The sequence below is a fragment of the Xylanimonas ulmi genome (genome assembly GCF_004216535.1).
GTDB lineage: Bacteria > Actinomycetota > Actinomycetes > Actinomycetales > Cellulomonadaceae > Xylanimonas > Xylanimonas ulmi.
Genome location: NZ_SGWX01000001.1, coordinates 3,168,516 through 3,189,033 on the forward strand (window position 1 = coordinate 3,168,516; position 20,518 = coordinate 3,189,033).

At 73.4% G+C, this 20,518-nt stretch carries 19 protein-coding genes; 8 read left to right on the forward strand and 11 right to left on the reverse strand.

Going from position 1 to position 20,518, the window contains the following annotated elements:
- Window positions 1-5 precede the first annotated feature (5 nt).
- From rplI to EV386_RS14645, 5 genes are all read right to left on the reverse strand, one after another.
- The gene (rplI, locus tag EV386_RS14625) at window positions 6-455 is read right to left on the reverse strand and encodes a 50S ribosomal protein L9 (RefSeq protein WP_130416074.1); all 450 of its coding nucleotides are present in this window, start codon (window positions 453-455) and stop codon (window positions 6-8) included.
- 20 nt (window positions 456-475) lie between these two features.
- Entirely contained in the window at window positions 476-712 is a 237-nt protein-coding gene (gene rpsR / locus EV386_RS14630; protein ID WP_129205118.1) for a 30S ribosomal protein S18, read from the reverse strand.
- Between the two features lie 60 nt (window positions 713-772).
- Window positions 773-1,333, reverse strand: coding sequence for a single-stranded DNA-binding protein (locus EV386_RS14635; protein WP_130416075.1), 561 nt, complete (start codon window positions 1,331-1,333; stop codon window positions 773-775).
- A gap of 110 nt (window positions 1,334-1,443) precedes the next feature.
- On the reverse strand, window positions 1,444-1,734 hold the full coding sequence (gene rpsF / locus EV386_RS14640; RefSeq protein WP_130416076.1) for a 30S ribosomal protein S6: 291 nt from the start codon (window positions 1,732-1,734) through the stop codon (window positions 1,444-1,446).
- 176 nt (window positions 1,735-1,910) lie between these two features.
- Complete coding sequence (locus EV386_RS14645; protein ID WP_130416077.1) at window positions 1,911-4,307, reverse strand: transglycosylase domain-containing protein; 2,397 nt, start codon at window positions 4,305-4,307, stop codon at window positions 1,911-1,913.
- A 390-nt stretch (window positions 4,308-4,697) separates the two neighbouring features.
- Between EV386_RS14645 and EV386_RS14650 the strand changes: the two genes are divergently transcribed.
- The 8 genes from EV386_RS14650 to EV386_RS14685 all read left to right on the forward strand — a co-directional run bounded on the left by EV386_RS14650 (window position 4,698) and on the right by EV386_RS14685 (window position 13,368).
- Window positions 4,698-5,396, forward strand: coding sequence for a PadR family transcriptional regulator (locus tag EV386_RS14650; RefSeq protein WP_130416078.1), 699 nt, complete (start codon window positions 4,698-4,700; stop codon window positions 5,394-5,396).
- Entirely contained in the window at window positions 5,393-6,487 is a 1,095-nt protein-coding gene (locus EV386_RS14655; RefSeq protein ID WP_130416079.1) for an inositol-3-phosphate synthase, read from the forward strand. The genes EV386_RS14650 and EV386_RS14655 overlap by 4 nt, the downstream gene beginning before the upstream one ends.
- Window positions 6,488-6,591: 104 nt before the next feature.
- Window positions 6,592-7,926, forward strand: coding sequence for an MFS transporter (locus EV386_RS14660; protein WP_130416080.1), 1,335 nt, complete (start codon window positions 6,592-6,594; stop codon window positions 7,924-7,926).
- Between the two features lie 67 nt (window positions 7,927-7,993).
- On the forward strand, window positions 7,994-8,833 hold the full coding sequence (locus EV386_RS14665) for a polysaccharide pyruvyl transferase family protein (RefSeq protein WP_130416081.1): 840 nt from the start codon (window positions 7,994-7,996) through the stop codon (window positions 8,831-8,833).
- Window positions 8,830-9,387: an acyltransferase gene (locus tag EV386_RS14670; protein ID WP_130416082.1), complete on the forward strand. Its 558-nt coding sequence runs from the start codon at window positions 8,830-8,832 to the stop codon at window positions 9,385-9,387. Before EV386_RS14665 ends, EV386_RS14670 begins: the two co-directional genes overlap by 4 nt.
- On the forward strand, window positions 9,384-10,541 hold the full coding sequence (locus EV386_RS14675; protein ID WP_130416083.1) for a glycosyltransferase: 1,158 nt from the start codon (window positions 9,384-9,386) through the stop codon (window positions 10,539-10,541). The genes EV386_RS14670 and EV386_RS14675 overlap by 4 nt, the downstream gene beginning before the upstream one ends.
- A 209-nt stretch (window positions 10,542-10,750) precedes the next feature.
- Window positions 10,751-12,295 carry a sugar transferase gene (locus EV386_RS14680; RefSeq protein WP_130416084.1) on the forward strand — a complete coding sequence of 515 codons (1,545 nt, stop codon included), beginning with the start codon at window positions 10,751-10,753 and terminating at the stop codon, window positions 12,293-12,295.
- A 38-nt stretch (window positions 12,296-12,333) separates the two neighbouring features.
- Complete coding sequence (locus tag EV386_RS14685) at window positions 12,334-13,368, forward strand: glycosyltransferase (RefSeq protein WP_130416085.1); 1,035 nt, start codon at window positions 12,334-12,336, stop codon at window positions 13,366-13,368.
- A 21-nt stretch (window positions 13,369-13,389) separates the two neighbouring features.
- Here EV386_RS14685 and EV386_RS14690 read toward each other — a convergent pair whose 3' ends face one another.
- Genes EV386_RS14690 through EV386_RS14715 form a run of 6 tightly spaced genes read right to left on the reverse strand, consistent with a single transcriptional unit; the run spans window position 13,390 to window position 20,501 of the window.
- Window positions 13,390-14,592 (reverse strand): right-handed parallel beta-helix repeat-containing protein, encoded by a 1,203-nt coding sequence (locus EV386_RS14690; RefSeq protein ID WP_130416086.1) that lies wholly within the window; start codon window positions 14,590-14,592, stop codon window positions 13,390-13,392.
- Window positions 14,589-15,491 carry an SGNH/GDSL hydrolase family protein gene (locus EV386_RS14695; protein WP_130416087.1) on the reverse strand — a complete coding sequence of 301 codons (903 nt, stop codon included), beginning with the start codon at window positions 15,489-15,491 and terminating at the stop codon, window positions 14,589-14,591. The genes EV386_RS14690 and EV386_RS14695 overlap by 4 nt, the downstream gene beginning before the upstream one ends.
- Window positions 15,488-17,086, reverse strand: coding sequence for a lipopolysaccharide biosynthesis protein (locus EV386_RS14700; RefSeq protein ID WP_130416088.1), 1,599 nt, complete (start codon window positions 17,084-17,086; stop codon window positions 15,488-15,490). The genes EV386_RS14695 and EV386_RS14700 overlap by 4 nt, the downstream gene beginning before the upstream one ends.
- Window positions 17,083-17,982 (reverse strand): glycosyltransferase, encoded by a 900-nt coding sequence (locus EV386_RS14705; protein WP_130416089.1) that lies wholly within the window; start codon window positions 17,980-17,982, stop codon window positions 17,083-17,085. The genes EV386_RS14700 and EV386_RS14705 overlap by 4 nt, the downstream gene beginning before the upstream one ends.
- A complete protein-coding gene (locus EV386_RS14710; RefSeq protein WP_130416090.1) occupies window positions 17,979-19,559 on the reverse strand; it encodes an O-antigen ligase family protein in 1,581 nt (526 codons plus the stop codon). Before EV386_RS14710 ends, EV386_RS14705 begins: the two co-directional genes overlap by 4 nt.
- 12 nt (window positions 19,560-19,571) lie before the next feature.
- Window positions 19,572-20,501: a YveK family protein gene (locus EV386_RS14715; protein ID WP_130416091.1), complete on the reverse strand. Its 930-nt coding sequence runs from the start codon at window positions 20,499-20,501 to the stop codon at window positions 19,572-19,574.
- Window positions 20,502-20,518 lie beyond the last annotated feature (17 nt).

Consider the following 20,518-nt stretch of genomic DNA (forward strand, 5'->3'; position numbering starts at 1 on the left):
GCGCCTCAGGCGGCGACGACCCTGACCGTGATCTTGGCCGACACCTCGGGGTGCAGGCGCACCGACACGGTGTACTCACCGGTCGACTTGATCGGCTGGGCGATCTCGATCTTGCGCTTGTCGACGGCGGGGGCGCCGGCGGCGACAGCCGCGGCGGCGATGTCCGCCGTCGTGACCGCGCCGAACAGGCGGCCGGACTCGCCGGCCTTCGCCTTGACGACGACGACGTTGGCGGCGATCGCCGCGGCCGTGGCCTTGGCCTCGTCGAGCGTCGCGATCTCGCGGGCCTTGCGGGCCTTGCGGATCGCGGCGACCTGCGACTCGTAGCCCTTGGTCCACGGGGTCGCGAGGTTGCGCGGAATCAGGTAGTTGCGGGCGTACCCGTCCTTGACGTCGATGACGTCGCCGGGCTCACCGAGACCGGTGACCTCGTGGGTCAGGATCAGCTTGGCCATGATTGAGTGATCCTTTCCGGTCAGCGGGCCGAGGACGAGTACGGCAGCAGCGCCATCTCACGCGCGTTCTTCACCGCACGGGCGATCTGGCGCTGCTCCTGGACGGAGACGCCGGTCACGCGACGCGCGCGGATCTTGCCGCGGTCGGAGATGAACTTGCGCAGCAGCGCGGTGTCCTTGTAGTCGACGACCTCGATCTTGGCCGTCTTGAGCGGGTTCGACTTCTTCTTGGGCTTGCGCACCACAGGCTTCGCCATGGTGTTGCTCCTTCTTCAGGAAAAGGTGATCTGGGGACAGGTGGCGCGGCGCCGAGCAGATCAGAACGGAGGCTCGTCGTTGAACGAGCCGCCCGAGGACGCGGGGCCCGCAGAGGCCCACGGGTCGTTCTGCTGCTGAGGTCCGCCACCGGAGGATCCGAAGCCCCCACCCTGGCCGTAGCCGCCACCGGGCTGGCTGTAGCCACCCTGGTTGCCGCCACCGCCGAAACCGCCACCGCCACCGCCGCCACCCGAGCGCTGGGCACGGGTGACCTTCGCCGAGGCGTTTCTCAGCGACGGGCCGACCTCGTCGACCTGCAGCTCGACGACGGTGCGCTTCTCGCCCTCACGCGTCTCGTACGAGCGCTGCGTCAGACGGCCCTGCACGATGACGCGCATGCCCTTCGTCAGCGACTCGGCGACGTTCTCGGCCGTCTCGCGCCAGACCGAGCAGGACAAGAACAGGCTCTCGCCGTCCTTCCACTCATTGGCCTGACGGTCGAAGGTGCGCGGCGTGGACGCGATCCGGAAGTTCGCGACGGCAGCGCCCGAGGGCGTGAACCGCAGCTCCGGGTCCGCGACGAGGTTTCCGACCACCGTGACGACGGTCTCACCAGCCATGCCATGCTCCTTCGTTCACCGGTCGATTGCGCGAGTTGGTTCGGGCAGATCCCATCAGACGCCACTGACAGCGGCGACCTGAGGGCGGGTTGTGGTGCTTCGGATCGGTCTCAGCGAGCGTCGCGGCGCAGGATCTTGGTCCGCAGCACGGCCTCGTTGAGGCCCAGCTGGCGGTCGAGCTCCTTGGCGGTCGCGACCGAGGCGGTGAAGTCCACGACGGCGTAGATGCCCTCGGACTTCTTCTTGATGTCGAACGCCAGGCGGCGTCGACCCCAGATGTCCACCTTGTCCACGGAACCACCCTCGGTCGGGACGACCGACAGGTACTTCTCGAGCGACGGGGCGACGGTGCGCTCATCGACCTCAGGGTCCAGGATCACCATCAGTTCGTACTGACGCATGAGTACAACCCACCTCCTCTGGTCTAGGCGGTCACGGTCCATCCGTGACAGGAGGGTCTGTGCGTCGCTGCGCCTGCCTCGCGGGATTGCGAGCGCAGACACAGACAATCACCCAGGGTACCCGACGACGCGGGCCCCGCCGTCCTCGTGCGCCGACGCGCTCGTGCTGCTGCGCGCTAGTGCTGCAGCAGCGAGGAGTCCGGCGGGTCGTGCGCCGGATCCGTCGGCGTCGGCGTCGGCGTCGGGGTGGGCGCCGGCGTCTGGGTCGGCGGCGGCGCCGCCGGTCCCTTCGACACGGTGATCGTGAGCGTCGAGCCCGGCGGCACTCGCTGCCCGGACGGGGTGCTCACCGAGAGCACCGTCGACGCCGGGTCGGGCGCGTCCTGCTCCACGACGTTCACGCGCAGGCCCAGCGCCTGGAGCTTCTGGACGACGTCGGCGGAGTTGCGGCCCACGAGCCGGTCGGGCACGGTGACCCATCCGGCCTGCGGGTCGGCGGGAGGCTCCTCGACGGTGGGCTCCTCGGTGGGAGTCTCCTCCTGCGTCGGGGTGGGCTCAGGGGACGGGGTGGGCCGCGGCGGGGTGTAGGACGGGAAGTCCTCGACGGGCACGCCGTCGAGCGCGACCTTCATGAAGTCGGTCCACGCGCGCACCGGGAACGTCGATCCCGTCATGCCCGAGCGGCTGTTGATCCACTGGCCGAACCGGTCGATGGGCTGCTCCACGGCGCGGCCGTTGTCGTCGGTCGACTCCTGGTGCAGGCCGACGACGGTCACCAGCTGCGGCACGAATCCCGCGTACCACGCCGAGATGTTGTCGTTCGAGGTGCCCGTCTTGCCGGCGGACGGGCGCTGCTCGCCGTTCGGGCCGCGCAACTCCTGCGCCGTCGCGCCCGAGCCCTTCTCGACCACCTGGGTCAGGGCATAGGTCGCGGCGGCCATGACGTCGGGCTCGAACTCGCGCGTGCGCTCGGTCGGACCCTGGTGCAGCAGCGTGCCGTCGAGCCCGCGCACCTCACGCACAATATGCGGCGTGACGCGCTGGCCCTGGCCGGCGATGGTCGAGTACGCGGTCGCGAGGTTGACGGCGCTCACGCTCGCCACGCCGAGCACGTTCGACGGGACGGCGGCGATGTCGATCGACTCGGGGATGCCCAGGCGGTGTGCGACGTCGACCGTGCGGTCGGGCCCGATGGCGATGTTGAGCTGCGCGTAGACGGTGTTGACCGAGTCCGCGGTCGCCTGCAGCAGGTCGATGCTGCGGAAGTTGGCGCCGTCGAAGTTGCGCGGGCCCAGTCCGCTCTCGGAGTCCCAGCCCGCGATGGGGATCTGGCTGCGCCCGTCGAAGCGCTCGGTGAGCGAGTGCCCCTCCTCCAGGGCGCCGATGAGCGTGAACGGCTTGAACGTCGAGCCGCCCTGCGCGCGCCCCTGCGTCGCGAAGTTGAACTGCTGGGTGACGTAGTCCTTGCCGCCGTAGACGGCGCGCAGCTCACCGGTGGTGGGGTCCATCGACACCAGCCCCACCGAGAGTTTCGCGGGGTCGGCGGGGTTGTCGCCCGTGAACGCCGACTCGGCGACGGACACCGCCGCGTCCTGCAGTCGGGGGTCGATGGTCGTGACGATGTTGAGGCCGCGCGTGCGGATCCACTCGGGGTGGTCGCGGAACGCGTCGGTCTGCTTGAGCTCGTCCTCGACCATGCGCACGAGGAAGCCCGCCTGACCGCCGAGCGTGTTGGTCGCCGCGGGGCGGGGCAGCACGGTGGGGAACTCGGCGCTGTCACGCTGCTCCTGCGTGATGTAGCCGTAGGTGTACATACGGTTGATCGAGCGCTGCCAGCGACGCTTGGCCTGTGTCTCGTTGACGTCGGGGTCCCAGTTGTTGGGCGAGGGGATGATGCCCGACAGCAGCGCCGCCTCGGAGTAGGTCAGGTCCTTGGCCGACTTGCCGAAATACGCCTGCGAGGCCGCCTCGATGCCGAGCACGTTGCGGCCCCAATAGATGGTGTTGAGGTAGCTCTCAAGGATCTCCTCCTTGGGCATGCTCCGCGTGACCTTGAGCGCGATGATCATCTCGCGCGCCTTGTCGGGCAGCGACGTCGCGCTGTAGAGCTTGGTGCGCTCGACGAACTGCTGCGTGATGGTCGAGCCGCCCTGGGTGGGCAGTCCTCGCACGTTGTTCCACAGCGCGCGGGCCAGGCCGCGCGGGTCGACGCCGTGGTTGGTCCAGAACGTCGAGTCCTCGGAGGAGACGACGGCGCCGGCCACGAACGGCGGCAGGTCGTCGAGCGCGACCTTGACGCGGCGTTCGTCGCCGAGCGTGCCGATGGGGGTCGCGCCGTCCGAGTAGTAGATCGTCGTGATCTGGTTGTTGACCGACCCGAGGGTCGTGGGGACCTCGGTGGTCACGAACGCCGCGACGACGACGCCGGCTCCGAGCGCGAAGACGCCCAGGAAGCTGCCCAGCACGACGCGCCACGAGGGGATCCAGCGGTGGATCGGACCCTTGCCGCGCCGCGGGTAGTTCCAGAACCGGCGACGGCGATTCGCCGGACGCCGTGCGCTGCTCGTGGCCACGTGGTGCTTCCTCCTGGCTGTGTGACAGAGCGCCAGTGGGCACGCGACCGCAGGGTCGAAAGACGCTCCGTCGATGAACACTAGGCGATCGGCGCGCAGCAGCCTGGCACGCGGACGTCGCTGTGCCGGTTTCGCTCGGCCTCTCCCCGCACGAACCCGACCGGCTCCCCCGAACCTTCACAAACGCCACGGGCTCTGGGCCCCATATGCGCTGTTTTGCGCCACTCGATGATGGACGGCGCAGGTCATGGGGCTTACGATGTATCGAGTCGATAGGTCAGTCGCTCACATCGAGTGATCACATCGAATGACACGCCCGGGTCAACGCCCGGGCGTTTGACCCCGGTCACGCCGTCAGGCGACCGACGAGGACGACCCAGGAGGCAAGCCGTGCGCAGTCGTTCGCCCGTGCTCGAGACGGCCGTCCTCGGCCTGCTCAGCTCGGCGCCGCTGCACGGCTACGAGCTGCGCAAGCGGCTCGCACTGCTGCTCGGACCGTTCCGGGCGTTCTCCTACGGCTCGCTGTACCCGGCCCTGAAGTCGATGCAGGCCCGCGGGCTCATCGCGACTGGGGACCACACGGGCGCCGCGACGTCGGAGCCTACGCCGTCGGGCGCGGGCTCCGGTAGCCGCGCCGTCGGGCGTGGCGCACGGCGTTCCGCCGCCCACCCCACCCATGAGTCCGAACAGCACGCGGCTGTCCCGTCCCTGACGGGACGGCGTGGCCGCATCGTCTACGAGCTCACCGCCGAGGGCAAGGAGCACCTCCAAACCCTCCTGTCCTCCTCAGGCCCCGCGGCCTGGGAGGACGAGAACTTCGACGTCCGCTTCGCGCTCTTCGCGCAGACCGACGCCGACACCCGCCTGCTGATCCTCGAGGGCCGGCGTTCCCGGCTCACCGAGCGGCTGGAGGCGGTCCGGGAGTCCGCAGCTCGCACCCGTGAGCGGCTCGACGAGTACACGCTCGAGCTGCAACGACACGGGCTCGAGCAGGTCGAGCGCGAGGTGCGCTGGCTGGACGGCCTCATCACCCAGGAAAGGGGCCGTGCGACGCGCGACCCTCGACAGAATCAGAAGGAGCGAGGATGACCTCCATCCGCGTCGCCATTGTTGGCGTTGGCAACTGCGCATCGTCACTGGTCCAGGGCGTGCACTACTACCGTGACGCCGACCCGGCGGGCAAGGTCCCGGGCCTGATGCACGTGCAGTTCGGCGACTACCACGTCTCGGACCTCGAGTTCGTCGCGGCGTTCGACGTCGACGCGAAGAAGGTCGGCTTCGACCTGGCTGAGGCGATCTACGCCTCCGAGAACAACACGATCAAGATCGCCGACGTCCCGCCGCTGGGCGTGACCGTCCAGCGCGGCCCGACGAACGACGGCCTCGGCCAGTACTACTCGGCCACCATCGAGGAGTCGGACGCCGAGCCGGTCGACGTCGTCCAGGCGCTCAAGGACGCCAAGGTCGACGTGCTGGTCTCCTACCTGCCCGTGGGCTCGGAGATCGCCGACAAGTTCTACGCGCAGTGCGCGATCGACGCCGGCGTGGCGTTCGTCAACGCCCTGCCCGTCTTCATCGCCTCCGACCCCGAGTGGGCCGCCAAGTTCGAGGCCGCGGGCGTGCCGATCGTCGGCGACGACATCAAGTCGCAGGTCGGCGCGACCATCACGCACCGCGTGCTCGCCCGCCTGTTCGAGGACCGCGGCGTCATCCTCGACCGGACGTACCAGCTCAACGTCGGCGGCAACATGGACTTCAAGAACATGCTGCAGCGCGACCGCCTGGAGTCCAAGAAGGTCTCCAAGACGCAGGCCGTCACCTCGAACCTGCACGACGGCCCGCTGGCCGGCAAGAAGGACGACCGCAACGTCCACATCGGCCCGTCGGACTACGTCGCCTGGCTCGACGACCGCAAGTGGGCGTACGTGCGCCTTGAGGGCCGCGCCTTCGGCGAGGTGCCCCTGAACCTGGAGTACAAGCTCGAGGTGTGGGACTCGCCGAACTCGGCCGGCATCATCATCGACGCGATCCGCGCGGCGAAGATCGCCAAGGACCGCGGCGTCGGCGGCCCGATCCTGTCGGCGTCGACCTACTTCATGAAGTCCCCGCCCGTCCAGACGGAGGACACCGAGGGCCGCGCCCAGCTCGAGGCCTTCATCCGCGGCGACATCGAGCGCTGACACGCCATCGGTGGTTGAGCCCGACCGGTGGTTGAGCTTGTCGAAACCCGGTGGTGGTTTCGACGGGCTCAACCACCGGTCTTCTCGTATGACAGGGTGAGCGTGTGGGTGTGATCACCGAGCTGCGCCAGCTCCTGCGCCTGAGCGGGTTCCGCCGACTGCTCACCGTCCGGCTCGTGTCGCAGGCCGCCGACGGCATGTTCCAGGTGGGCCTCGCCTCGGCGTGGTTCTTCTCGCCCGACGCCGCAGGCTCGGCCGCCGCGGTCGCGGGCCGCTACGCGCTCATGCTCGCGCCCTTCACGCTGGTCGGCCCGTTCGCGGGAGCGCTGCTCGACCGCTGGCGCCGACGTCAGGTCCTGCTGGTCGGCAACCTGGTCCGCGCACTGCTGACGCTCGCCATGGCGGCCACCGTCGTGGCCACCGGCCCCGACGCCTGGGGGGTGCTGGTGCTGGGCCTGGCCGCGCTGTCGGTCAACCGGTTCCTGCTCGCGGGCCTGTCGGCGGGCCTGCCCAACGTCGTCGAGGGTCGGCTGCTGCTGACCGCCAACTCGATCACACCGACGCTCGGCGCCGGCGCCGCGTTCCTGGGCGGCGGCGTCGGGTTCGTCGTCGCCTGGGTGCTGCCGGCCGGGCGCACCGCCGACGCCGCGGCGCTGGCGTGCGCCGCCGTCGTCATGCTGCTGGGCGCACTGGCCGCCGGGCGGCTGCGCCGCGACCAGCTCGGCCCGCTCACCCCGCGGCGCGGTGACCTGCGCGGCGACCTCGCCGCGGTGCTGCGCGACCTGGTCGCCGGCGCCCGCTACCTCGCCGCGCGCCGCACCCCGGGCCAGGCCCTGGCGGTCATGGCGGCGCATCGCTTCCTGTACGGCGTCGTGTTCATCGCCTCGATCCTCATCGCGCGCAACCTGCTCGCGCCCCCCGGAGACTCGGCCGCCGGGCTCGCCACCTTCGCGCTCATCCTCGGCCTGACGGCCGTCGGCGGGGCCGCCGCCGTCGTCGTCACACCCACGCTCTCGCGCGCGACCGGCCCCCAGGTGTGGATCGCGCTCATGCTGCTGCTCGCCGCGGCCTCACAGCTCCTGCTGTGCACGACGCCGTCGCGCGCCGTCGTGCTGACCGGCGCGGGCCTGCTGGGGCTGGCCGCACAGGCGGCCAAGATCGCCGTCGACACCATCGTGCAGCGCGACACCCGCGACGACTTCCGCGGGCGCGCGTTCGCGCTGTACGACGTGCTCTACAACGCCGCGTTCGTGGGCGCCGCCGTGCTGGCCGCGCTGTTCGTGCCCGACGCCGGGTGGTCACGCCCGCTGTTCGCCGCCCTCGCGGTCGCGTATGTGCTGGTGGCGGCGTGGGTGTGGCTGCGCGCGGCGCGCGAGCCCGAACAGATCGTCGACTCTTCCCCCTCCCGCAATCCGCAGTTGTCACCTACGCTGCCGTGACAGGCGCCCTCTGCGGCGTCCGCCCCACCAGGAGCGACGCAGCAGCGGCTGAGCAGCAGGAGATCCCATGGCCCGGGTTGAGGTCGTGCACTGGAACCCCCTGCGACGACGGCGACGCACCCTGCGCGAACGCCTGCTCGGACGCCATCCCGCCGTGCCGGTCGACAACTTCGGCGACCTGCTCGGGCCCCTCGTGGTCCGGCTGCTGCTCGCCGCCCGAGGCGTCGAGGCCGACCCGACCGACGACGCCGCGCCCGCACGCCTGCTGGCCGTCGGCTCGATCCTGCACCTGGCGCGCGACGGCGACACCGTGTGGGGCAGCGGCGTCAACGGCAAGATCCCGCTCGACGAGGTGCGCGCGCGCAGCCTCGACGTGCGGGCCGTGCGCGGGCCGCGCACGCGCGAGGCCCTGGCCCGGCTCGGCGTCCAGGCCCCGGCCGTGTACGGCGACCCCGCGCTGCTGCTGGCCACGCTCGACCCCCGGCTGCGCGCGTGGGCGGCCGATCCCGTCCACGACGTGACGCTCGTGCCCAACGTCCACGACCTGCCCGCCCACCGCGGCCACCCGGCGCTCGTCTCCCCGACGGCGCCGCTGGACACCGTGCTCGAACGCGTCGCGCGCAGCCGGCTCGTGGTCGGCTCCTCCCTGCACGGACTCGTGGTCGCCGAGTCGCTGGGCATCCCCGCGCGCGCCGTCGTCGCCGGCCACGAGGACCCGCTCAAGTACGACGACTACTACCGCGGCACGGGCCGCGACGGGTTCCACCCGGCCGCGAGCGTCGCCGAGGCCGTGCGCCTCGGCGGGGAGCCCGCCCCCCGCTGGGACCCCGGTCCGCTGCTCGCGGCCTTCCCCGAGGACCTGTGGGCGCCCGCCCCCGCCCGCGGCGCGGGCGCGGGGGCGGCGTGAACGGCCTTCAGGCGCTGCTCGCGCTCCAGCGGGCGCGCGACGCCGCGTTCAGCCTGGTGGCCGCGCGCGGGTTCGCGACCTTCGGCGCCGGCACGCGCATCCTGCTGCCTTTCCGGGTCGGCAACCCGCACCGCATCGCGATCGGCGCGCGGGCCCTGATCGGCTCGGGGTCCTGGCTCATGGTCCCGGCGCGCGGGGACACCGTCGCGCTGACCATCGGCGACCGCGTGCGCATGCGCGGCACCTCGATCAGCGCGGTCGAGAGCGTCGTCATCGAGGACGGCGTCGCCCTGGCCCACGGCGTGTACATCTCCGACCACGCCCACGGGTTCGAGGACCCCGAGGCGTTCATCCGCGACCAACCGCTGACGCGCGTGGCGCCCGTGCGCATCGGGCGCGGCGCCTGGCTCGGGCAGAACGTCGTCGTGCTCCCGGGTGTGACGATCGGCGCCGGCGCCGTCGTCGGGGCCAACTCGGTGGTGCGCGCCGACGTGCCCGCGCGCGCCGTCGCGGCCGGGGTTCCGGCGCGCGTGCTGCGAGAGCTCGCCTCATGAGCGGCGCCGACGTCGTCTTCACGTTCAGCTACGAGACATGGGACGACGCCGTGCGCCGCGGCATGATGCGACCCCCCGACCGCCTGCTGGGCACGCTGCTGGGCAGCGACGAGGTGCGCCACCTGCTGGTCGTCAACCCCTGGCGGTCGCTGCCCACGGTCGCGGCGCGGCGCGTGCTGCGGCGCGACGCGCCGTTCCCCGCCGAGGCGCGCGTGCGCCTGCACACCCCGACCCGGCTGCGCCGCGCCGACCCCACCGACGTCGCGCGGCTGGAGGCGCAGTACATCGCCTACGACCACTCGGTGCGCCGCGCCGCGCGCGCCCATGCCGACCCCGCGGTGCTCACCACCAACCCCCTGGTCGCGGGCTTCGCGCCGCTGCGCTGGGCCGGACCGGTCACCTACTTCGCGCGCGACGACTGGCTCAGCTCGCCGGCGCGCCGCCCCTACTGGGACGCCTACCGCGAGGCCTACCGCCGCATCGCCGACGCGGGCCTCGCCGTGGCGGCCGTGAGCGCCGAGATCCTGGAGCGAATCGCGCCGCGCGGCCCCGCGCGCGTGGTGCCCAACGGGGTCGAGCCCGCCGAGTGGCTCGGCCCGGCGCCCGGCGCCCCCGCGTGGCTCGACGCCCTGCCCCACCCGCGCGCGGTGTACGTCGGCACGCTCGACGACCGCCTCGACGTCGAGGGCGTCGCCGCGCTCGCCGCGGCCCGGCCCGGCCTGAGCGTCGTGCTGCTCGGCCCCTGCCCGAACCCCACGTACGTCGACGCCCTGCGCGGGGTCGCCAACGTCCACCTGCACGACGGGGTGGGCCGCGCCGAGCTGGTCGCCGCGCTGCGCTCCTGCGACCTCGCGCTGCTCGCCCACCGCCGCACCCCGCTCACCGCCGCCATGAGCCCGCTCAAGGTCTACGAGTACTTGGCCGCGGGCCTGCCCGTGCTGGCCACGGACCTGCCTCCCGTGCGTGGGGTCCACCCCCGCGTCACGCTGCTCGACGACGTGCGCTCGTTCGCCGACGCCGTCGACGACGCGCTCGACGCGGGGCCGCTCGGCGAGCCTGAGCGGACCGCCTTCGTCGAGGCGAACTCGTGGAGCCGGCGCCACCGCACCGTGCTCGAACTGACGTTGCGCGACGCCCTCGTTTCGGGGGCATGAAATTCCGCCGACAGTCAGGTAAAAGTCCCGGACAACCCCTGGCGCGGCGCGCCTTGGCCCTGTCTCATGGACGGCAGGCGGCCGGTCACACGCCACGCACCACCCGGCCCCCTCGCCACTGCATCGTCGACGTCGACCACCCCCTCGGTCTGCGCCGTCGCTGACGGAGGAACGCTTCGTCCACCCGTCAAGGTGTCCGAGGGGACGGTATGAGACCGGAACCGAACGCCGCGCTCGTCGGCGGCATGTCCGCCACCACCTCCACACTCGTCGCGGCCCAGCCCGCCCGCGAGGCGGTCGCCCGGGCCGCACGGTCCGCCGCCTCCGCGGTCGCCTGGCAGCCGCGGCGCCCGTCGTGGCGGCGACGGCTCGCCCTGGCGTTGCTCGTCACCGACGCCGCGGCCATCACCACCTCGCTCGTGGTCGCCTACCTCGTGCGCTTCGGCGCCACCGAGTGGTCGGCCGGCGCGCGCCTGCCCTACGGCTGGGTCGGGGTGCTGCTCGGCCTGGCCTGGGTGCTCACCCTCGCCCGCTCGCGCGACGTGCGCGCCGCGGGCATCGGCCTGCTGGAGTACCAACGGGTCATCGGCACGACCGTGCTCACCTTCGGCGCGCTCGCCATCGTCGCGTTCCTGGCCCGGCTCGACATCGCTCGCGGCTACCTCGCCGTCGCGCTGCCCGTGGGCCTCGTTCTGCTGGTGCTCGGCCGCTGGGCCTGGCGCCTGGCGCTCCAACGCCTGCGCCGCGCCGACCGGTGCCTGACCGGGGCCATCGTCGCGGGGCCCGCGGCCGAGGTCGCCCGGGTCGCGGAACAGTTGCGCGCCAACCTGCGCGCGGGCTACCGGCCCATCGCCGTGAGCTGCAGCGACGCCGAGCCCTTGCCCGAGCACGACGCCGCCGCGCACCTGCCCGCGGTCCCGTTCGCCGAGCTCGTCGACGTGGCCCGACGCAGCCGCACCCGCGCCGTCATCATCGCGGGCGAGCTGCCCGGGGGCCGCGAGCGGGTGCGCGAGCTCGGCTGGTCGCTCGAGGACGCCCGGATCGAGCTCATCCTGGTCTCCCAGCTCACCGACGTCGCCGCCCCGCGCGTGCACCTGCGTCCGCTCGACGGACTGCCCATGGTGCACGTCGACCTCGCCCAGCGCACGGGCGTCAACCACGTGGTCAAGCGCACGTTCGACGTCGCGGGGGCCCTGCTCGCCCTCACCCTGCTCTCCCCCGTGCTCGCCGCCGTCGCGATCGCGATCAAGCTCGACGACGGGGGGCCGGTCGTCTTCCGGCAGGTGCGGGTGTGCCAGCACGGCGGGCGGTTCACCATGTACAAGTTCCGCTCCATGGTCGTCGACGCCGAGCAGCGTCTGGGCGACCTCGCCCAGGCCAACGAGGGCGCCGGCGGTGTGCTGTTCAAGGTGCGCGCCGACCCACGGATCACCCGCGTGGGCGGCCTGCTGCGCCGCGGCTCGCTCGACGAGCTGCCGCAGCTGTGGAACGTGCTGCGCGGCGACATGAGCCTCGTCGGACCGCGGCCCCCGCTGCCGCGCGAGGTCGAGCTGTACGAGCGTCCCGCCGAGCGGCGGCTGCTGACCAAGCCCGGGGTGACCGGGCTGTGGCAGGTCAGCGGCCGCTCGCGGCTCACCTGGGAGGAGAGCGTGCGGCTCGACCTCTACTACGTCGAGAACTGGTCGCTCGCTCTCGACCTGCTCGTGCTGGCGCGCACGTTCCGTGCCGTCGTCAAGCGCGACGGCGCCTACTAGCCGTCCCCGCGATCCTCCGACGAGAGGCAGGCTCCACGATGTCCACTCCGGCTCTGCTCGTCTGCTCCGGCGGCGGGCACCTCAAGCAGCTCTTCTCGCTCGCGTCGCGTCTCGGCATCGCACCCGAGGACCAGACGTGGGCGACGTTCGACAACGCGTTGAGCCGCACGCTGCTCGCCGGGCGCGAGCTCATCCCCATCCCCTACGCCGCGCCGCGCGATGCGGCCGCCATCCTGCGGACCCTGGGGCGCGTCCATCAGATCCTCGCCTCACGCCGCTTCGGCCTGGCGGTCAGCACCGGGTCGAGCCCGGCCGTCTCGTTCCTGCCCTGGGCCGCGCGGCGGGGGGCGCGCGCGGTGTACATCGAGAGCGCCGCGCGCGCCGACGGCCCGTCGGTCAGCGGCCGGATCCTCATGCACGACCCGCTCGTGACGACGTTCACGCAGTACCCCGGCTGGGCCGACCGGCACTGGACCTATCACGGGTCGATCTTTGACGCCTTCGCCCCCGCCCCCGCCCGGTCCCGGCGGCCCGTGCGGCGCGCCGTGGTCACGCTCGGCACCCAGGAGCAGTACGGGTTCGCGCGGCTGCTGCGCGCCGTCGCGCCGCTGCTGTCCGGGTGCGAGGTGCTGTGGCAGCTCGGCCCGACCGGCGCGCGCGAGGCCGAGGCCCTCGGCATCGCCGGCACCCGCGCGGGGGTGCCGCACGACGAGCTCTCGCAGGCCGTCGCGCAGGCCGACGTCGTCGTCGCGCACGCGGGCACGGGCTCGGCGCTCACGGCGTTCGAGCAGGGGCGCTGCCCCGTCCTGGTCCCGCGCCTGGCGCGGCACGGCGAGCACATCGACGACCACCAGCTCCAGATCGCCGGGGAGCTCGAACGGCGCGGGCTGGCCATCTCGCGCGCCCCCGAGGACCTCACGCTGGCCGACCTGGAGGAGGCCGCCGCGCGCGGCACACGCCGCGTCGCAGCGCCCCGGATCGACCTGGACGGGCCTGCGTTGGACGGCGCGGGGCTGGACGGCAAGCACGGCCACGAGCACGGACCCGAGGGCGCACCCGCCCTCGCCTGCTGAGCCGGCCGACCCTTCGCCCCCCTACCCCATCGACGCCCCCGCGACGTCGGGGCTCATGGGTGAGCCCTCGATCGACTCCTTGGCGGGCTCGTGATCGCCCCACGGCGTGATGGTCGCCGAGGCGACGTCGGTCAGGCGCAGGTCGCCGCCCGCGCGGTCGGCGAGCCGGACCGAGCCTTGGCGGTTCCCGTCGCGGCCGATCACGCTCGGCACCGCGCACATCTTGGTGTTCCACTTCTCGATGACCGAGTTGGTCACGGGCGCGTCGCAGGTCGAGAGGTACTCGACGATATTGCGGTCGAACACCATGCCGTCGAGGGGGTCGACGCGCACCGAGCCGTTGAGGAAGGTGTTGTTGCGCACGGTGATGTTGGTGACGGTGCGCTCGCGCAGGTCGGTCGCCGACCCGCCCCGGCAGGACTCGGTCTTGACCACGCAGCCTTGGATGTAGTTGGCCTCGATGAGCAGGTCGTCGCTGCCGGTGCGCCGCCCGGGCGAGATGATCAGGCCGGCGTTGTAGCAGTTCGACAACCGGTTGCCGCGGATCGTCACGTGGCGCGAGTCGAAGATCTGGACGCAGTCCGCGTGCAGGCCGTTGTCCTTGGCCTGGTCGTAGTCGCGCACCGTGTTGCCCTCGACCAGCACGTCCTGCGCGCCGCCGATCTGGATGCCGTCGACCGAGGAGCCCCCCTCGAACAGCGAGTCGACCACCGTGACGCCCTGCGACCGGATGAACAGCCCCGTGCCGTCGAGGTGGGCGCGCTCGATGCGCGTGCCCTTGGCCGCCTTGTTGACGAACCACACGCCCGTCACGCGCAGCCCGCGCCACGTGACTCCGGGAACCTCGAGCGAGAGCCGGTCGAAGCTCGCCGTGACGCCCTCGGGCGCCTCGACGACGACGGGAGGGTCGAGCGACGCGAGCCGGCCCTCGCCGACCAGGTCCATCGACCCGTACTCGCCCGCGGCCAGCGCCACCACCCCGCCCGCCTCGGCGATCCCGAGCGCGCGGGGCAGCGCGCACGCCGTCTGCGCGGTGCGGCAGTCGCCGTCGCCCTGCGGGCTCGCGTACACCGTCTGACCCTGCGGCGACGGCGAGGGCGCGGGCGTGGACGCCGACGGCGCTGCGTCCGGGGCCGGAGCGCCGGTGCACCCCGCGAGCGCGGCGCCGACGAGCGCGACGCCCACCAGGAGCTTGGGCGCGCGCAGCGTGCCCGCGCGCGTCATCCGGCCCCCTCGCCCACCGGGCGCGACTGCCACACCTGCCAGGCCACGTCGGCGATCTTGGCCTGGCCCAACGCGGAGGGGTGGAAGTGGTCGATCGACGAGACCTCGTCGGCGGAGAACCGCACGTCGTGCAGCGCGCCGCCGTCGGACACGCACGTGGGCAGCGCGGCGCACGCGCCGGCGATCGCCGCGTTGAACTGCTGGACGCGCTCGGCGACGGCGGCGCGGCGCGTGGCGTCGTCGGCGGCGGTGGAGTCGGCGTGCCACAGCAGCGAGCGGCAGCTCGGGGACTTGTCCCACAGCGCGACCGCGTCAGGGTCGTCCTTGCCGATCTCCCAGATCTGGTTCAGGTCGGGCACCGAGAGCGCGAGCACCGTCGCCTCGGGCAGCCCGCGCGTCAACTCCTGCAACAGCGCGGTGATCTCGCTCGCGAAGCGGTCGGCCGGGGTCATCGCGTCGAACGTGCGCGCGCACGCGTCGTTCGCGCCGACCAGGACGGTCACGACGTCGGGACGCTGGTCGATGACCTCCTGGACGTGGTCGAGCGCGTCCTTGGCCGTGGCGCCGTCGAGCGCGAACGGCAGCGTGGTGGGCCGCGCGCCCGACTCGTCGGCGAGCCGCGCCGCGAACGCGTCGACGTCGGACGTCCCCACCGCCCACGACTCGTCGAGGCACGGGCCGCCCTCGTCGCAGGCGTTGACGCCCAGCGTGATCGAGTCGCCGACGGCGGCTAGGCGTGCGACCGTCGGGGGCGCCGAGACCGCCGTGGGGCTGGGCGCGGCCTCGAGCGACGGCGCCGACGGGGCGGCCGATCCCCCGCTCGCGCAACCGGCGGCGCAGGCGCCCAGCGCGAGCGCCGCCGCGCCGAGGGCCGTGCGGGTCCATGCTCGGTTTCTCATGCGGCAGCCCTCACGGTCGCTGGGGTCGGGTCCGAATCAGTCGGGGCCGGGTCAGTGGGGCCCGGGTCGGTGGGGCCTGGGTCGGTGGGGCCCTGGTCAGTGGGGCCCTGGTCGGTGGGGCCCTGGGCCCGCGGCGCCCGCACCTGCCGGGCGAACGAGACCATGCGCGCCAGGTCACGGCGGTAGGCGGGCAGGACGAGCGCCGTGGCGCCCACCGCGAGGCCCGCGGCGAGCGCGAGCGCCAGCGCGGCGACGTCGGACAGGGCGTCGATCTGGCACACGGCGAACGAGGCCGCGAAGCACGGCAGCACGAGCACGGCCGGGCGCACCAGGGGCGCGACGACGTCGGACCCGCGCACGAACGTGCCGCGGATCGCGTAGGCGAACCCGGGCACGAGCAGCAGGCACGTCACGACGCCGTAGACGAGCGCGAGCCCTCGCACACCGCCCCAGGCGATGCCCACCACGAACCCGGCCACGACGATCGGCCGGGTCACCAGGTAGTACCCGAGTTGCCGGTGCGCCCGCCCCAGCGCGATGTACAGCCACCCCTGGACGTTGCCGACCGCCTGGGCCACGCCCGCCACGGCGAGGATCGCGAACAGCGTTGCGGCGAGCGTCCACTGCGGTCCGAGCGCGACGGCCACGAGCGGGCGGGCCACCCCGGCCAGCAGCGCGTACCCGGGCAGCGCGGCGTAGCCGATCACGAGCATGGCCGAGCGCACGTAGCGGCGGAAGCGCTCGCCGTCGTCGCGCAGGCTCGACAGCACAGGCAGCGCGACACGCCCCAGCGGCCCCGTCAGCTGTTGCAGGGGCAGGAGGAACAGCGAGTAGGCGCGCGAGTACTGGCCCACGACCGCCGAGCCGAGCTGGTGGCCGACGATGACGTTGTCGAGGTTGCGCGCCGCGTAGTTGAGCAGCTGGACCCCGAGGATGGACCCCCCGGCGCCCGCGAGCGGCAGCACGTCGCGCCCGACGTGGGGGCGGCCGAACCGGGGCCGGACCGCGACCCACAGCTCGACCAGGCGGGTCACCTGGCCGGCGCCGGCGAGCACGACCAGCGACCACACGCCCCATCCGGCCAGCGCGGCGCCGATCGAGCCGAGCACGCCCGCCGCCATCGAGGTCACGTCGACGCGCGCGAGCAGGCCGAAGCGCAGGTCGCGCTGGGCGCGGGCCTGCAGCGGCATCGCCAGGCCGTTGAGCAGCAGCGTCGGGGCGATCGCGAGCGTGAGCACGGTCAGGCGCGGCTCGTCGTAGAGCAGGGCGATGAGCGGCGCCCCGCCCGCCACGACGCCGGTCAACGCGAGCCCCAGGCCCGCGGAGAACCAGAGCACACCCGACCACGTGCGCTCGCTCAGCTCACGCGCCTGGACGATGGCGCCGGTCATGCCGAAGTCGCGCAGCAGGTCGGCGACCCCGACCACGGCCATGATCATGGCGACCAGGCCGAAGTCCGCCGGGACCAGCAGCCGGGCGAGCACGACCGTGGAGGCCAGTTGCACGAGCGAGCGCGTCCACAGCCCGCCCATGGTCACCGCGACGCCGCGCGAGGCGGTGTGCGCGAGGCCGCCACGGGCGGGGGCGGGGCTCATGCGCGTGCCGTCTCGCGTCCGGCCCAGGCGATCGGGGCTCCACGCCGGGCGTCGACCCGCGCGCGCAGCGCCGGCGCCCCGTAGGTCACGCAGTAGACGGCGAGCGCGGGCCACAGCGCGGGGCGGCGGCCCACGCGCGCCAGGAGGGCGACCTGGGAGCGCCCGGGCGATCGCCCGGAAGAACGCCCAGGAGAACGCCCAGCCGCCGCGGCGCCCACGGGCTCGGGCGGGCTCGACGCGAGGCCGCGCGCCACCAGTTCCTGATTGCCGCGGTGGATGCGCGTGGCGCGGCGCATGAGCGCGGGCACGGTGCGCGGCGCCTGGACGGTGAAGGCGTGATCGGGCAGCGTGACGCGCTCGGCGAGGGCGAACCGCTGCTGCACGAACCGGTCGTCGGCGACGACGTCGGGGAAGGCGCCCCAGCGGGCGCGGCCCGCGGCGTTGACGGCGTAGACGCCCGATCCGACGTGGCCGCCGCGGCGGTAGTCGGTCAGCGCCCACACCCGGTAATGCTGTCGCACCGCCCAACTCGCCTCCGAGGCGTCCACGCGCAGCGTCGGCGCCCCGACGGCCGGGCCGGGGCGGGCCCGCAGCGCGGCGGCGAGCGCGAGCAGAGCGTCGGCGTCCACGACGACGTCCGCGTCCAGGTAGACGCGGGGGAAGGCGACGGCGACGGCGTCGCCCGCGGCGAGCGCGGCCGCCTTGGACGGCTCGGGGATCTCGACGACGTGGGCGCCGGCCGCGCGGGCGACCTGCGCGGTCGCGTCGGCGCACCCGTTCGCGACCACGACGATCTCGAAGGCGCCGGGACCGGCCGCCGCGAGCCGCCCGAGCAGGCCGGGCAGCGCCGTCGCCTCGTCGTGGGCGGGGATGACCACCGAGGCGCGCGGGGTCATGGCTCCTCCGCAGGAGTGTCCACAGCCGTGTCCACAGCGGTGTCCGCGTGGGCGTCGGTCAGCAGCCAGGCGCCTACGGCCAGCAGGATCGCCAGCAGCAGGAAGGTCTGAAGGAACCCGAAGGCGTCGTAGAAGAACAGCGCGGCGCCGTACCCGACCACGCTCGTGGCCAGGGCGAACGCGAGCATGGCGTCACGCTCGGGCACGCCCGCGCGCAGCGCGTGGCGCACGAGCATGACGGCGGGCACGATCACGAGCACCGCCAGGCCCAGCACGCCCACGGCCCCGGCGTCGAGCTGGGTGCCGAGCACCTGGTTGTCGAGGATGAACGCGTTGGCGTCGTCACCGACCACGACGCGCGAGCCGACACCCGTGCCGAAGAACGGGTGTTGCAGGGCGAGGGCCGTGGCCGGGGCGAGGTCGGCCAGGCGGCCCGCCCCGGTCCAGCCGGGAGAGGTGTACTGCGAGGCGACGAGCGAGTCCGGGTCGAGGAACGAGCCGACGAGCGAGCCGACGACTTTGGGCGACACGAGCGCGCCGAGCAGCAGCACGGGCACGCCGAGCACGAACAGCAGGCGCGCCAGCCGGGGCCGCAGCACCGCCGTGAGCAGGAACATCGCCCCCAGCACGACGACGGCGGTGCGGCTGATCGCCGCGGCGACGCCCAGCAGCGTGCACGCCAGGACGCCCGCGTAGAACAGGCGGCGGTTGACCGGGTGGCGCGGCCAGCCCGCGTGCCGGGCGAGGTAGACCCCCAGCGGCACCAGCATGCACAGCAGCACCGCCAGGGCGATGGGGTGCTGGGCGGGCCCGTAGGCGCGCGCCCCGCCCGCGCGCAGCGACAGGTCGGGGTCGCGCAGCAGGGTCAGCGGCGCCACCGCGTTCAGCTTGAGGAACACGTTGACGTGCGTCGCGCGCTCCACGACGGCGGCCAGGCCGATGAGGGCGCCCGACCATGACAGCCCGGTCAGCAGCACGGTCACGGTGCGCCGCGAGCGCACGAGCTGGCGCACGGTCACCAGCACGAGCGGGGCGATCATGAGGTTGACCAGCCCGCCCACGGCCGATCCGAACAACCCGCCCGCGGTGAGTGGGAGCGCGTTGACGACGATCGACAACACCATGGTCGCCAGGAAGAACCCCACGGGCGCCCCGAACCGCAGGGGCCGCCAGCGCATCGCCGGGTCGACCAGCAGGTCGGCCAGCACGATGAGCAGCGTGAGCGTCACGAGCACCCGGTAGGGCTCCAACGCGAACGGCAGCGGGATCGGGATCGCGTACCGACGGATCGGCACGAACAGGATCACCGCGACCAGCAGGAACAGCCAGGTCTCGCGGCGGCGCAACGCGCCGCGGGCCAGGTAGACCCCCGCCACGACGACGGCGAGCCCACCCGCGAACGGCGGGGGCACGGCCCAGGCGGCGACGAGCAGCACGACCGCGACGAGCGCGGCCCCGACCGTCTCGCGGCGCGTCAGGCGGCGCGGCGCACGCGCGAGGTCGGGCTCGCCGAACCCCGCCGAAGCAGGGGCCGTCGTCTCAGGGCGCGGCGCATCGGGGCTGAGGGCGAGGACCACGCCGGGCCCCGATCAGCGCTCGCCGGCGACGGCGGGCACGCGGTCGGCGTCCACCTCGCTCGGCGCGTCGTGCGGCCCGGCGAGGGGGGCGGTCTCCTGCCCCCCCTCGGCGTCCTGCTCCCCGCCGACCACCGCGCCGTCGACTCCTGCGCCGTCGACTCCTGCGCCGTCGTCCCCGGCCCCCTGCCGACGGCGGCGCCCGCCGCGCGCCCGCGTCCGACGGCCCGGCTCTGGCGCCGGCGCGGCGACCCGTCGCTGGCGCGCGTTCTCCAGCATGAACGCGAGCGCGACGAACACGAGGATCACGCCGAGCGCGGTCACCACCACAGGGATGGCCGGGTTGGACGAGTCCGCCTCGGCCGCGGAGCCCACATTGAGCGTGGTGAGCTCGACGCGCTGCTCCTTCGGCATCGCGGCCGCGTCCTGCTCACGGGTCACCTCGGCGACGAACGCCGTGGTCGCGGCGGCGGAGATCGCCTCCGCACGCCCCGGGTCGCTCGAGACGCCGACGACGTCGAGGATCGGCAGCGCCAGCCGTCCCGGGAACTTCTCGTCCCCGCCCGGCTGGGTGGTGCGCCGAATGCCGGTGATCTGCTCGTCGGGCGCGAGGTCGCCCACGGTGGCCTCGACCTCGGAGCGCACCTGGGCGCCCGCGACGATATAGGCGTAGACGACCGCGGACTGGCTCAGATCCCGCTCGGTCGGCGCGGACTGCCCCTGGGTGATCGTCTGCCCCGGAACCTCCGCCTGGTAGAGCGGCTGGTTGGGGCTGGAGACGAGCACTGTCGTCGAGGCCGCATAGGAGTGGACGGCGCGCGAGACGATCCGCCCGTCCTGCACCGTGAACCCGGCCAGAAGGCCGGCGAGCACGGCGACTGCGAATCCGGCCACCAGCAGGCGCCGGTGGTTCCACAGCACTTCGAGGTACTTCGGCACGTCCATGGCGGACGCTCCTTCCG